This is a genomic window from Massilia niabensis (genome assembly GCF_042655085.1).
Taxonomy (GTDB): domain Bacteria; phylum Pseudomonadota; class Gammaproteobacteria; order Burkholderiales; family Burkholderiaceae_D; genus Telluria; species Telluria niabensis.
The window spans coordinates 742020-754515 of the sequence record NZ_JBHSMU010000015.1; the positions used below are offsets into that span (position 1 = coordinate 742020).

Consider the following 12496-nt stretch of genomic DNA (forward strand, 5'->3'; position numbering starts at 1 on the left):
ACGGATGCCCCTGCATATTCTGGTGGTCGAGGACCACGCGCTGCTCGCGAAAAACCTCGCGGATGGCCTGGAGCTGCACGGCCACACGGCCGATTTCGCCGGCAATGGCGAGCTGGGGCTGGAGCTCGCCCTGGAAAACCATTACGACCTGATGATCCTCGACCTGGGCCTGCCCGGCATCGACGGCCTGGAAGTCTGCAGGCGCCTGCGCGCCCGGCTGGCGCGGCGCATGCCGGTCTTGATGCTGACCGCGCGCGATGCCCTGCAGGACAAGCTCAGCGGCTTCGACAGCGGCGCCGACGATTATCTCCTCAAGCCGTTCGCGCTGGAAGAACTGCTCGCGCGCTGCAAGGTGCTGGCGCGCAGGCATACACTGCACCAGGAGCACCTGCTGGCCATCGGCAGCCTGCGCATCGACCGCCAGACGCAGGCGGTCACGCGCGAGGGGCGGGCGGTGCGGGTCCATCCGGTCGGCTACCAGATCCTGCTGGCCCTGGCCGAGGCGCATCCGCGCGTGCTGACGCGCTCGGAGCTGACGCAGAAGCTGTGGCATGACGCGCCGCCCGATTCGGACGCCCTGCGCACGCATCTCTACCAGCTGCGCCAAAGCCTCGACAAGCCTTTTGGTGCCGCGATGCTGCTGACCGTGCACGGGGTCGGGTTCAAGCTCGACGCAAGCGCATGAAAACAGGGCATTCCCTGCGCAGCAGGATGGTGGCGGCGTTCGCGCTGTTTGCGCTGGCCACGGCCGCCTGTTTCAGCGGGTTCAGCGTGCTGTTCGTGTACTCGGTCGAGGACGATTTTTTCGGCCAGATGCTGCGGCAGGAGGCTGCGCACCAGGAGCGCAGCTGGCGGGCCGCTGGTCGCCTGGCCACGCCGCTGCGCGAAAACGTCAGCCTGCATCGTGGTCCGGCCACGTTTCCGGCGGACCTGGCGCGCCAGCTCGGGGGCCGGGCACGAGGTGGCGAATTCTTCGGCGAGCAGGGGCGGCACTACCACGTGCGCAAGTTAAGCCTCGGCCTGGCGCCGGCTTACCTGGTGGCGGAAGTGAGCCGCGACCTGGTGGTGCGGCCGCGCATGCCCTTCATCCTCGGCTTTCTCGCGGTGGCGACCCTGGCGATCCTGGCCATCACGCTGGCGATCGGCTACTGGCTGGCGCGACGCGCGACAGAGCCGTTGACGCGGCTCGCGCTGCTGGTCTCGAACACGGCGCCGGGACAGCTGCCGCAGCGCTTCGCGCAGGACTTCCCGGATAACGAGATCGGTGCGCTGGCGCGTACACTCGACGAGGCGATGGCGCGCATCGTCGATTTCATCGAACGCGAGCAGCAGTTCACGCGCGATGCGAGCCATGAACTGCGCACGCCGCTGGCGGTGATCGAGGGCGCGGCGCAGTTGCTGGCGCAGCAGCCCATGCCGGCGCAGGCCGCCGGCCAGTTGCAGCGCGTGCGCAGCGCTGCGGCGCAGATGGCGCAGACCGTCGCGACCCTGCTGGCGCTGGCGCGCGAGGACCTCGATGCCTCATCGGCCAGGCCCTTGGCCAGGGCGGCCGCCGGGCCGGTGGCCGCAGAGCCGGTGGCTCTGCTACCGCTGGTCGAAGACACGGTGGTGCAGTTCGCGCACCTGCTGGACGGGAAACCGGTCGAGGTCAGCGTCGAGGTGTCGCTTGGCACGGTCATCGAGAGCCACCGCGCGGCGCTGACGATCCTGCTCTCGAACCTGGTCAGCAACGCATTTGGCCACACGCAGCGGGGCGAGATACGGATTTATGTGGACGGCGCCAGCCTGGTCGTGGCCGATAGCGGGCCCGGGATCGCGCCCGCCCTGCGCGCGCGCCTGTTCGAGCCGGGCGCGAAGGGCGAAGCCAGCGCCGGTTTTGGCCTGGGCCTGTCGATTGCGCGCCGGCTGGGCGAGCGCGTCGGAATCGGCATCGCGATCGACAGCGCCCCCGGCGGCGGCACCCGTGCCCGCCTTTCGTGGGCGGTCGCCGGCCTCGAATAATCCGGTCCTCGGGCGGCAAAGCGGTTAAAATGCTGGCCTGCAATATTTGCGCGGATAGTCCGCTCCCGGACTTGCTTTCCGACCTACCTTAGCGCGCGCTTCCGCTTCTCTACAGGACTCTCATGAAACACATCCATACCCTGGCGCTCACCGCCGCCTGCGCCTTCAGCTTCCCGGCAGCCGCTTTTGCAGATGATTTCGACCGCCTGCAGTCGCTGACCCAAACCGAACTGGCGAGCTTCGCCAAGGACTTCACGGCCGTGGCCAGCTACAAGGGCATTGCCCCGGCCGAGCCGCTGGGCATTATTGGCTTCGACATCGGCGCGGCCGTCAGCGCCACCCGCCTGGACAATGCCGCCGTATGGGAAAAGGCCGGCTTCGAGCACGCGACCGTCTACATGCCGACCCTGCGCGCCCAGAAGGGCCTGCCGTTCGGTATCGATATCGGCGCCAGCCTGACCGCCGTGCCTGATTCGGATATCAAACTGATCGGCGGCGAAATCAAGTATGCGCTGGTGCCGGGCGGCATCGCAACGCCGGCGGTGGCGATCCGCGCCGCGGCGACCAGACTGTCCGGCGTCGACCAGTTTGATCTCGACACCCGCAGCGTCGAGCTGACGGTGTCGAAAGGCTTCTTGATGATCACGCCGTACGCCGGCATCGGCAAGGTGTGGGGCTCGCTGACTCCGAACGTCGGCAACCTCAAGAAGGAAACCCCGAACGGCAACAAGGTGTTCGCGGGCTTCAACCTGAACCTGGGCATCGCCAACATGGCTGCCGAAGTCGACCGCACCGCCGGCAACCAGACCGTTAGCGTGAAGCTGGGCTTCCGCCTGTAAGCGGGCAGCCGTCCCCCAGGTCGTCGAGCCTGGCGGCAAGCGCGGCGCGCAGCTCGGCCAGCCCGGCAATCCGGGCGTCGATGTCGCTCAGTTTGCGCGCCAGGGCAGCGCGTAGTTCAGTGCCCGCCTGGCCGGGCTCGGCCAGTTGCGGCATGCCCGCTTCAATCTCGGCCAGCGTGAAGCCCAGCGACTGGGCCGTCCGCAGGTAGCACAGCCATTCGACCGCCTCCGGCGGGTAATCGCGGTAGCCGTTCGCGCGCCGCTGCGCGGCCAGCAGGCCGCGCTCCTCGTAGAAACGCAATGCGTCCCGGCTCAAGCCAGTGGCAGCGGCCAGCTCTCCGATGCGCATGATTCCTCCAGAAATCGCTTGACCCTCGAGTGTACTCCAGGGTTGATGATGGGTGCTTCCCACCTCCGGAGGCAAACATGCAGCTGTCGACCTACCGCAACATCGTGCGTGCCAGTGCGCTGTACGACCTCGTCTTCACCGCCGCGCTCGCCATGCCCTGGACCCAGGCGCTGGCGCACCAGCTGATGTCCGGCCTGAACGTGGCGCTGGGCGGGGCGCCATTGCCGCCGTTTGCGTCCTTCCACATGTTCATCGCGGGCCTGCTCGGCAGCGTCGTGGTGGTGTGGTCCAGCTTGCGCCTGCGGCGCCCGAGCCTGGAGCTGGGGCGTTACGACGGCATGGCGCGTTTCCTGTTTTCCGCCTGGATGGCGTGGACGCTGGCGCAGGGTGGGGCTCCCGTGCTGTGGCTGCTCCTGGTGCCGGAGGCGGCCTGGGGCGTGGTGCAGTGGTGGCCGGTTCGCAGTCAGGCGGGCGCTTCGCGGCGCCAGATGATTTCCCCGTTGCGCGCCACTTCGCGCACCCGGTGAAACGGCACCATGCGCGCCACGCCATCGTTGCCGACGACCTCGAACGAGAAATGCTGGCCGCGTTCCAGGTTGACCCGCTCGAACGTGACGCGCACGACGCGGTCGAATACCCGGTCGTAATAGCCGATGACGAAATGGGCGTTACCGAATTCCAGGTCCCAGACGATCCGGTTCAGCAGCTCGTGAATCGGTGTCATGGCCGGTCAGCGTGTGCGCTTGCCTACTTCGCGCGGCGCTCGACGCCGGCGCTGTTGGAGGCCAGTACCACGATGACCGAGGCCAGCACCACCAGGCCGATGTTGCTGACCAGGTCGAGCAGGGCGGGGTCGGATACGGGGAAGGCCTGCATCGCGACGCCGCTGTGTTCGGCAATGAAGAGCGCGGACAGGGTGGCGACGACGATCCCGGCCCAGAGCAGTCCGGCACGCGTGCCGCCCAGCAGCAGGGCGATCATCGGACACAGGACGAACCAGGACACGGTCGGCGCGCCGATGCCGCCGAGGTTCAGCGCGAGCCATACCTTCAGGGCGTACAGGGCCGCGATGAACAGGTTGCGCGCCGACGCCAGGCTGAAGCCGGCGTTGAGCGTGAACGGCGCGACCATCATCACGGTGGCCCCCGTGAACACGACCATGCCGGCGGCGTCGAAGCCGAGCACGTGGTACAGCATGGCCAGCAGGGGAGCGCTGGCCGCGGTCAGGCCGGCCAGCAAGGCCAGGTGGCGGGCGGCCTGCCAGTCACGGGGAACAGCGCGCAGGGCGGCGGGAATGATGCGGTCGATTTGATTCATGGGTCCCGGGGCAGGACGATCGGTAGCAATCATGGTAGCGGTTTCTCAGGATGAATGGTGAACAACATGCGGTTCATCCGACCGCTCCGACGCTCTTGGGCGTTGCCCGGCTGTCGATGTGCGCCGCCAGCTTCGACACGCTGCCGTAGTCGAACAGCAGCTCGGGCAAAATCGTCATGCCGACTCGTTCCTCGAGGTCGGCCGAGATCGATGCCGTGGCCAGCGAGTCCATGCCGAGATCGGTAAAAGGCGTGTCGGCATCGAATTCGACGCCCTGGCGCAGCGGCTCCGAGCGCAGCCAGTTCATGATGCACTCGTGGACGATGGCCTGCGTAGTGGCCGAACCTGTAGCCGAACCTGCGGTCGAACCTGCAGTCGAACTGGGGACCGCAGCGACAAGCGCGAGGGGCGCAGCCGGCACCCCTTGCTGCCGCGCAGCCGGCACCCCTTGCTGCCGCGCAGCCGGCACCCAGCCCGGGGTATCCGCATCGCGCCGCAGCAGGGCGTCCGCTCCCTGGCTTTCGCCCGGCAGTTGCTGGTCGATGTCGCCGATCTGCGCCGCAAAGCTCTTGACCAACGCGGCCAGTGCATCGCTGCTGCTGTGCGGGCGGTTGGCGGCCATCTCGGCGATCAGTTCATGTCCCAGTGCGCTGAAGCGCCGGCGTGCCCAGACGACGGCGTCGCTCGCCAGTTGCGGCTCGCCCTGCCCATTCTGCTGGCGCTGCTCCGCCGCACCCAGCAGGCATGCGCGTGCGACCAGTTCGCCGATGCGGTAGTCCAGCCACCCGTTCAGCGCCGCCTGCGAGCCGAAGAGACGCGAGCCATCCCTGGCCGCGCGCAGGCGCGCAACCAGTGTGCCCAGCTCGGCCGCCAGGGCGGGACGTCCCAGGGTCTCGGCCAGGAACAGGTGCACGGCGCCTTCCGTTTGGGCCATCGATGCGCCCAGGTGGGCGTACAGGGTCTCGGTCGGCCCTTCCAGGATGCGCAGGACGCGGGCGTCGCGCAACATCTGCGGCGCGCCGTTCGATTCGATATAGCCGCGCCCGCCGAGCATCTGCACCAGGGCATCGGCCGCATCGCCCAGCGACTCGGTGGCGCTCGTCTTGCAGGCAAGGTAGGCCTCGGCCGGCACGGTCGCGCCGCCGTCGACGCGGGCTGCGATCGCATACACCAGCGCCTCGACGGCGAAGATGTTCGAAGCCAGGTCCTGCAGGCGCACGATGCTCACCGCATTTGCCGCGAGCAGGCCGCTGGCGATCTCGCGCCGCGATGCATAGCGCGCCATCAGCTGGGCGCAGCGTTTCATGGCGCCGACGCAGATGCCGCCGATGCCCAGCCGGGAAAACAGCATGGCGTCGCGCGCAACTTCCATACCCGCACCCGGGGCCAGCAGCATCGCATCGTCCGGGACAAACGCGTTCTCGAAAAAGATCGTGTTCTGGACCATGCCGCGCATGCCCATCGTCAGCGACTCCGGACCCTGGACCAGGCCGGCATTGTCGGCTTCGACCGTGAATGCGCCGATGCCGAGCGGGGTGCCCGCCTCGTCGACCGCCTTGGCGAACACCGTCGTCAGGCCGGCCCAGGAGGCCAGGCCAATCCACTGCTTTTCGCCATTCAGGCGCCATCCGCCCGCAACCCGCGTCGCGGTGGCGCGCAGCGCGACGGGATTCGAGCCGGCGGCCGGTTCGGTCAGGGCGAAGGAGGCCAGCTGGCGGCCGGCTGCCAGGCCGGGGAGCAGGCGCTGCTGCATGGCGGCAGGGGCGAAGCCCAGCAGGGGACGCACGCCCAAGCCGTTGTGCACGCCGACCAGCGTGGCGATCGTCAGGTCGACTGCCGCCAGCTGCTCCATCACGCGCAGCAGGTCGCCTGTCGCGAGGGCCATGCCACCGAACTCGCGCGGCACCTGCAGGCCGAAGAAGCCCTGGTTGCCGAGGTCGAGCACGATGTAGGGCGGGATGGTGCGGCGCTCGTCGATCAGGCGCGAATTGATGCGTCGCTCGGCATACTGGCGGAACCAGGCGATCATGGCGTCGGCGCGGACGCGGCTGGCGGCGGCATTGGCAGCAGCGTCGGCAGCGCTGGCCTGGATCGCCTCGGGGGCGGCCGCAGGCGCTGCCGGCTGCGCAGACGCAGGGGTAGCCACAACCGGCTTTTCCTTGGCCGACATGCTGCGCCGGTCGAAGATACTGCCAGGCATCACGTACACGAGTTCGAGCTGGCCCTGCAGCGCCAGCTCCTTGCAGCGCGAGCGCTGGACCTTGCCGCTGGTCGTGCGCGGGAAGCTGCCGGGGCGAACGAACACGATCGAGGACACCGCCACGTCGAACTGCTGGGCGATCACGCGGGTGATCTCGCGCGCGCTGGCGTCGATTTTCGCCAGGTAGGCGTCGTGCTCTTCCGGCCGGTTGGCCTCCTTGGCCTGCTGCGCGGCGCGCACCAGGCTGCGGTTGGCTTCGGCGACGATCGCCAGGCGCTCCTGGCCCTCGACCTCGACCGAAAACGCGGCGCACATGTTCGGTTCGATGAAGTCGATGGCGCGCTCGATGACTTCTTCGATGTCTTGCGGGTAGACGTTGCGCCCGCTGATGATGATCAGGTCTTTCAGGCGGCCGGTGATGAACAGCTCGCCGTCGCGCATGAAGCCGAGGTCGCCCGTGCGCAGGAAGGGGCCTTCGCCGCAGGCCAGCATCGCGCCGAAGGCCGCTTCGGTCTCGGCAGGCTTCATCCAGTAGCCGCGCGCCACGCTCGGGCTGCTGACCCAGACTTCGCCGACGCGCCAGTTCGATACCTGCAAATGGGTTTCCGGGTCGACGATGGCGACGCGCGTGTCCAGGCCGATGTGGCCCGAGCTGACGATGTCGCGCGCATCCTCGTCGCCGGGGGCGGCGTCGCGGATCTGGTTGCCTTCCAACAGGGACTTGCTGACGGTACGCACCACGGGCGCGCTCTCGATCGGCCCGCCGCTGACGAACAGGGTCGTCTCGGCCATGCCGTAGCAGGGGAACATCGCCGTGTCACGCATGCCGCAGGCGCCAAACGCGGCAACGAAGCTGCGCAAGGTGGCGGCGCGCACCGGTTCCGAGCCGTTGTAGGCAACCGCCAGGCTGGACAGGTCGAGCCCGGTCTTGGCGTCCTCGCCGATCCGCTTGGCGCAGTAATCCCAGCCGAAGTTCGGGGCGCCGGCGCAGGTGCCGCGGTAGCGCGAGATCGCTTCCAGCCACATCCGCGGCGTTTTGAGGAAGTTGGCGGGCGCCATCAGCACGCAGTGGAAACCGACGTGCAGCGGCGACACCACGCTGCCGATCAGGCCCATGTCGTGGAACAGCGGCAGCCAGCTGACCATCACGGTCTCCGGCGTGAAGCCGAAGCCGGCGCGGATCGAAGCGACGTTGCTGGCGATGTTGCGATGGGTGATCTCGACGCCTTTCGGCAGCGCGGTCGAACCCGAGGTGTACTGCAGGAAGGCGAGGTCCTCGGGCGCGACCTGGGGCAGCGGCGCGTCCGGATCGGCGGGTTCGAGCGTATCGGTGCTCAGGCAGCTGCGGTGGTCGGCGTCGACCAGCGACAGGCTGGCCCGGATCGCGGTCTCGTTGTCGAGGCGCGTGAGGATCAGGACCGGGTCGGCGTCGTCGAGCAGGGCCTTCAGGCGGCGCGAGGCGCGGGTTTTATGGGGGATCGTGGCCGGCACGGCGATGATTCCGGCCAGCAGGCAGGCCAGGTAGACCACGATGAACTCGAGGCCGGCGGGATACAGCAGCAGCGCGCGGCTCCCCTTCGGGGCGCGTTCGGCCAGCGCACGCGCCAGGCTGGAGGCGCGCCGCTCGAGCTGGCCGAAGGTGATCTCGTCCACCTTGCCGTCGTCGCGCAGGAAGGTATACACAAGGCGATCGGGCGTCGTGCGCGCGTGCAGGCGCAGCCGGTCGGTCAGCAGTTCGATGGTGTCGCCTGGCAGCTTGGTCATATCCTCATTCAATCTCAAATCATTCCCTGTTGGCTTGGCTTGTTGGTTTTGCTAGTTTGTTCTGCTTATTTGTTGCGTGCTTCGCCGGCCGCGAGCGCCTGGCGCGCGCGCGTGACGGCGGTGCCGATGACCGGCGCGGCGCGCTTGAGCTGCTGCATGTTGTGGTTCGCCATCAGCTGCAGGCGCAGGCGCGAGGCGCCGATCGGCACGCCCGGGAACTCGACCTGGTTGACGAATACCGACTGGTTGAAGAGCAGCTTGCCGACCAGGCGCGAGACTTTCTCGCTGCCAATCAGCACCGGCACGATCGCCGACGGCGTTCCCATGCAGGTCAGGCCTTCGCCCGCCAGCAGGCCGCGCAGGCTTTCCGCATTGCGCAGCAGGTCGGAGCGCAATGACTTGCCTTCATCCGAGCGGACGATATTCACGCATTCGAGGATGACGGCCGACTGCACCGGGGAGAGCGCGTTGGAGAACATGTGCGGGCCGGCGTAGAGCTGGATGTGGCGCTTGACCGAGCGCGAGCTTGTTGCGACGAAACCGCCGTTCGAGGAAAAGGTCTTCGAAAACGCGCCCATCACCAGGTCGATCTTGCCGAGCATGCCTTGCGCTTCGATGGCGCCGCCGCCGTTCGCGCCCAGCGCGCCGAGGTCGTGGGCCACGTCCACCAGCAGGGTGGCGCCGAATTCGTGGCAGCTCGCCTGCAGCGCCGCGATGTCGGGCGAGTCGGAATCCATGCTGAACAGGCCTTCGGTGACCACCAGGATGCCGTGTTCGGTATCGCGCGCGCGGATGCCGGCCAGCAGCTGTCGGACGTGGGCGACGTCGAGGTGGCGGTTGATGACGACGTTCGGGGTGGCGCTGCTGGCGCCCTGGCGCAGCGAGGCGTGGGCGAACTGGTCGATCACGATATGGTCGGTGGCCTGTACCAGCGCCGTGATGGCGCCGAAGGCCGCGCCCCAGCCGGTCGGGAACAGGGCCACGTGCTCGGCCTGGACCAGCCCGGCGATGGCTTCTTCCAGCGCCAGCGACAGTTTGGTATTGCCGAGCAGGACGGCCGAGCCGGCGCTGTGCGGGCCGGCGTCGCGCAGCGCGCGTGCGGCGGCCTCGGCCACTGCCGGGTGCGAGGCCAGCGACAGGTAGTCCTGCGAAGCGAAATTGATCCCGCGCGCGCCCTGGCCGGCCTCGTCGCGGATGCTGGCGATCGGGTAGGGCGCGCCCTCGAGCGAGCGGCTGTACTGCCACAGCTGGTGCGCCGCGCGCTGGTTGTGCCAGCCTTCGACGGCGGCGGTGCGGGCCAGCATGTCGGCGCCGCGCGGTTGCGCGAACTGGGCCGCGGTGCCCGACAGCGCGCCGGCCGCCAGCATGGCGTCGACCTCGCGCTCGAGCGCCTCGTCCTGGCTCAGGGCTGCAGATTCGCCGGCATCATGTGCCTCGGCAGAAACGGATGGATCCAGGTAGGGTTGGGTCATGTTGTCTTCTCTCCGGTTCATGCCGGGCACGCCGCCAGGGGCATGCCGATCGATGGCGTTGTCATTTGCTGCCTGAGCAGTTCGGCAATCTGGTCGGGGCCGACCGGACGGCTGAAGTAATAGCCTTGCGCGGCGTCGCAACCCATTGCCCGCAGGTCGGCAAGTTGTGCTTCGGTTTCGACCGCCTCTGCGATGACGGTCAGTTGCAGGCGGTGCGCCATGTCGATGATCGACTCGGCCAGGGCATAGGCACGTTCGTTGCGCTCGGGTTGTCCGAGGCGCACAACGAAGCTGCGATCCATTTTGAGGATGTCGGCAGGTAATTCAGTCAGGTAGCTCAGGCTCGAATAACCGGTTCCGAAATCGTCGATCGACACCTGTACCCCGGCCCGGCGAAGTATACTCAACCCTGCCTGGTTCAGTGACATGTTATCGATCAATATCCCTTCAGTAATCTCCAGATCCAGGCAATGCGGGTCGATGCCGGTCTCCTCGATGATCGCCAGGATGCGCTCGACCAGGCCCGGATGCTTGAGCTGGCGGACCGACAGGTTGACCGCGGTCTTGAGCGGCGGCAGCCCGGCCTTGCGCCACGCCACGTTCTGCAGGCAGGCGGTGCGCAGGACCCATTCGCCGATCGGCACGATCAGGCCGGTCTCCTCGGCCAGCGAGATGAAGCGTCCCGGTTCGATCCGGCCATACTGAGGATGGGCCCACCGGATCAGCGCTTCGACGCCCGAGGTCAGGCCGGTCGCCAGGTCGATCTGGGGCTGGTACTCGAGCAGCAGCTGGTTCGACGCCAGCGCGTCGCGCAGGTGATTCTTCAGGGTCAGCCGTTCGCTCGGCGGCAGGGCGGCATCGGTGGCATAAATCTGGACGTTGTTTTCGCCCCAGTTCTTGGCGCGCGTCATGGCCACGTCGGCGCGCTTGAGCAGCGCGTCCATGTCGCAGGACGGGGCAGGGAAGATCGCGATGCCGATCGACAGGCTGACGAAACATTCGCGCTCGCCCACGCAGAGCGGCAAGGCGAAGCGGTCGAGGATCTTTTCCGCGACCTGCTGGGTGTCGGCCGCGTTCCACAGGTCTTCCAGGAGGATGATGAATTCATCCCCGCCCCAGCGCACGACGGTGTCGGATTCGCGCAGGCAGGAGCGCACGTGCTCGGCGGTCTGGACCAGGATCGCGTCCCCGGCCTCGTAGCCGAACGCTTCATTGACTTCCTTGAACTTGTTCACGTTCAGCAGCATCACCCCGACCAGGCGCTCGTTGCGCAGGGCGCGCGCCATGGCGTGGCCGAGGCGGTCGCGCAGCACGCGCCGGCTGAGCAGGCCCGTCAGCTCGTCGACCCGGGTGATGTCGAACAGGTCGGGCGCGGCCCCTGCGTCGGCGAGCTGGCCGTCGGCGCCCTGCAGCGCCGGTTCGAGCGTCTGGCCGTAACTGACCACGCGGTTGCGGCCGCTGGATTTGGCCTGGTACAGGGCTTCGTCGGCGCGCGCCACGGTCTGGCCGATCGATTCGCCGCCGCGGAACTCCGCCACTCCGATCGAGACGGTGACGTTCAGTTCCTGCGAGACGCTGGCAAAGCCGAGCTGCTGCACGCGCTGGCGCACGCGTTCGGCGAACACATGCGCTTCATCCTGCTTGGTACGTGGCAGCATCAGCAGGAATTCTTCGCCACCGTAGCGTCCGAAGGAGTCGGTGTCGCGGATGCGCTTCTGGACGCACAGCGCAAACTCGCGCAGCACCAGGTCGCCGGCCGAGTGGCCGTAGGTGTCGTTGATGCGCTTGAAATAGTCGATGTCGAGCAGGCACAGGCTGAAGGTCGTGTTGCTGTGGGTGGCATGCTCGCGCTCATCCTCGATCAGCTTGATCAGGTGCCGGCGGTTGTGGCTGCCGGTCAGTTCGTCGCGGATCGCCAGTTCGTTGATGAAGTCGAGCGCCTGCTGCAGCTTGATGAAGCCTTGCGTCTTGGTCAGCTCGAACAGCAGCACGAACACGACAATGACGATGTACAGGCCGAAGTCGCACAGCAGGTACAGCAGCGTCATGTCCTCGACCGGGTGCGGCGGCAGCGGCATGCCGAACATCGGCATGACATAGATGACGGACACGGCCGCGCAGCTCATGCACAGCCAGAACACGGCGGTGGCGACCCCGCCCAGGAACATCGCGACCACCGGCGCCGTGATCAGCCAGCCGGCGGTCGGGGCCGACACGCCGCCGAGCGAGTAGGTCAGCCAGGTGAAATTGAAAAAGACCGCGCACAGGAACACCTCGCGCGCCACCACGATGCTTTTCGTGAAACGCAGCAGGAAGGGCGAGACGAACATGAACGTGCAGCAGGTCAGGATGACCTTGGCCGCGGCGGTGAATCCCAGCGCATGGTAGGTGAAGGCATACAGGGGACCCGAGAGGGCTGCCATCACGACCGCATTGATCACGTTCTGTGCCCGCGTCAGGGTGGCGGCGTCCTGCTGTGCCTCTGCCGGGATGAACCACTGGATCGCAGCAATATAACGGCTGATCAGTCGGGAGCCAATATTCGTCATGGTGT

10 protein-coding genes are annotated in these 12496 nt (G+C 67.5%); 4 read left to right on the forward strand and 6 right to left on the reverse strand.

Annotation, left to right across the window (positions count from 1 at the left end; genetic code table 11):
• The first annotated feature begins 4 nt into the window (after positions 1 to 4).
• From ACFPN5_RS17765 to ACFPN5_RS17775, 3 genes are all read left to right on the forward strand, one after another.
• Positions 5 to 685: a response regulator transcription factor gene (locus ACFPN5_RS17765; protein WP_465263178.1), complete on the forward strand. Its 681-nt coding sequence runs from the start codon at positions 5 to 7 to the stop codon at positions 683 to 685.
• Positions 682 to 2001, forward strand: a complete 1320-nt coding sequence (locus ACFPN5_RS17770; protein WP_379785111.1) for a sensor histidine kinase — start codon at positions 682 to 684, stop codon at positions 1999 to 2001. Before ACFPN5_RS17765 ends, ACFPN5_RS17770 begins: the two co-directional genes overlap by 4 nt.
• A 122-nt stretch (positions 2002 to 2123) precedes the next feature.
• A complete protein-coding gene (locus tag ACFPN5_RS17775) occupies positions 2124 to 2840 on the forward strand; it encodes a hypothetical protein (RefSeq protein ID WP_379785112.1) in 717 nt (238 codons plus the stop codon).
• Here ACFPN5_RS17775 and ACFPN5_RS17780 read toward each other — a convergent pair.
• Entirely contained in the window at positions 2812 to 3189 is a 378-nt protein-coding gene (locus ACFPN5_RS17780; RefSeq protein ID WP_379785113.1) for a MerR family transcriptional regulator, read from the reverse strand. The genes ACFPN5_RS17775 and ACFPN5_RS17780 overlap by 29 nt on opposite strands.
• A gap of 77 nt (positions 3190 to 3266) precedes the next feature.
• Between ACFPN5_RS17780 and ACFPN5_RS17785 the strand changes: the two genes are divergently transcribed.
• Positions 3267 to 3716, forward strand: a complete 450-nt coding sequence (locus tag ACFPN5_RS17785) for a hypothetical protein (protein WP_379785114.1) — start codon at positions 3267 to 3269, stop codon at positions 3714 to 3716.
• Here ACFPN5_RS17785 and ACFPN5_RS17790 read toward each other — a convergent pair.
• The 5 genes from ACFPN5_RS17790 to ACFPN5_RS17810 all read right to left on the reverse strand — a co-directional run bounded on the left by ACFPN5_RS17790 (position 3653) and on the right by ACFPN5_RS17810 (position 12491).
• Positions 3653 to 3913, reverse strand: a complete 261-nt coding sequence (locus ACFPN5_RS17790) for a DUF504 domain-containing protein (RefSeq protein WP_379785115.1) — start codon at positions 3911 to 3913, stop codon at positions 3653 to 3655. The two genes, ACFPN5_RS17785 and ACFPN5_RS17790, sit on opposite strands and share 64 nt — an antisense overlap.
• A 23-nt stretch (positions 3914 to 3936) precedes the next feature.
• Positions 3937 to 4506, reverse strand: a complete 570-nt coding sequence (locus ACFPN5_RS17795) for a hypothetical protein (protein ID WP_379785116.1) — start codon at positions 4504 to 4506, stop codon at positions 3937 to 3939.
• Positions 4507 to 4579: 73 nt separating this feature from the next.
• The gene (locus tag ACFPN5_RS17800) at positions 4580 to 8470 is read right to left on the reverse strand and encodes an AMP-binding protein (protein ID WP_379785117.1); all 3891 of its coding nucleotides are present in this window, start codon (positions 8468 to 8470) and stop codon (positions 4580 to 4582) included.
• A 65-nt stretch (positions 8471 to 8535) separates the two neighbouring features.
• The gene (locus tag ACFPN5_RS17805; RefSeq protein WP_379785118.1) at positions 8536 to 9942 is read right to left on the reverse strand and encodes an aminotransferase class I/II-fold pyridoxal phosphate-dependent enzyme; all 1407 of its coding nucleotides are present in this window, start codon (positions 9940 to 9942) and stop codon (positions 8536 to 8538) included.
• Positions 9943 to 9959: 17 nt separating this feature from the next.
• Positions 9960 to 12491 (reverse strand): diguanylate cyclase domain-containing protein, encoded by a 2532-nt coding sequence (locus ACFPN5_RS17810; RefSeq protein WP_379785119.1) that lies wholly within the window; start codon positions 12489 to 12491, stop codon positions 9960 to 9962.
• Between the last annotated feature and the right edge of the window lie 5 nt (positions 12492 to 12496).

Excerpts from the sequence above, each read along its gene's own strand:
- ACFPN5_RS17765 (WP_465263178.1), top strand. The coding sequence starts at position 5 with ATGCCCCTGCATATTCTGGTGGTCGAGGACCACGCGCTGCTCGCGAAA.
- ACFPN5_RS17770 (WP_379785111.1), top strand. The coding sequence starts at position 682 with ATGAAAACAGGGCATTCCCTGCGCAGCAGGATGGTGGCGGCGTTCGCG.
- ACFPN5_RS17775 (WP_379785112.1), top strand. The coding sequence starts at position 2,124 with ATGAAACACATCCATACCCTGGCGCTCACCGCCGCCTGCGCCTTCAGC.
- ACFPN5_RS17780 (WP_379785113.1), bottom strand. The coding sequence starts at position 3,189 with ATGCGCATCGGAGAGCTGGCCGCTGCCACTGGCTTGAGCCGGGACGCA.
- ACFPN5_RS17785 (WP_379785114.1), top strand. The coding sequence starts at position 3,267 with ATGCAGCTGTCGACCTACCGCAACATCGTGCGTGCCAGTGCGCTGTAC.
- ACFPN5_RS17790 (WP_379785115.1), bottom strand. The coding sequence starts at position 3,913 with ATGACACCGATTCACGAGCTGCTGAACCGGATCGTCTGGGACCTGGAA.
- ACFPN5_RS17795 (WP_379785116.1), bottom strand. The coding sequence starts at position 4,506 with ATGAATCAAATCGACCGCATCATTCCCGCCGCCCTGCGCGCTGTTCCC.
- ACFPN5_RS17800 (WP_379785117.1), bottom strand. The coding sequence starts at position 8,470 with ATGACCAAGCTGCCAGGCGACACCATCGAACTGCTGACCGACCGGCTG.
- ACFPN5_RS17805 (WP_379785118.1), bottom strand. The coding sequence starts at position 9,942 with ATGACCCAACCCTACCTGGATCCATCCGTTTCTGCCGAGGCACATGAT.
- ACFPN5_RS17810 (WP_379785119.1), bottom strand. The coding sequence starts at position 12,491 with ATGACGAATATTGGCTCCCGACTGATCAGCCGTTATATTGCTGCGATC.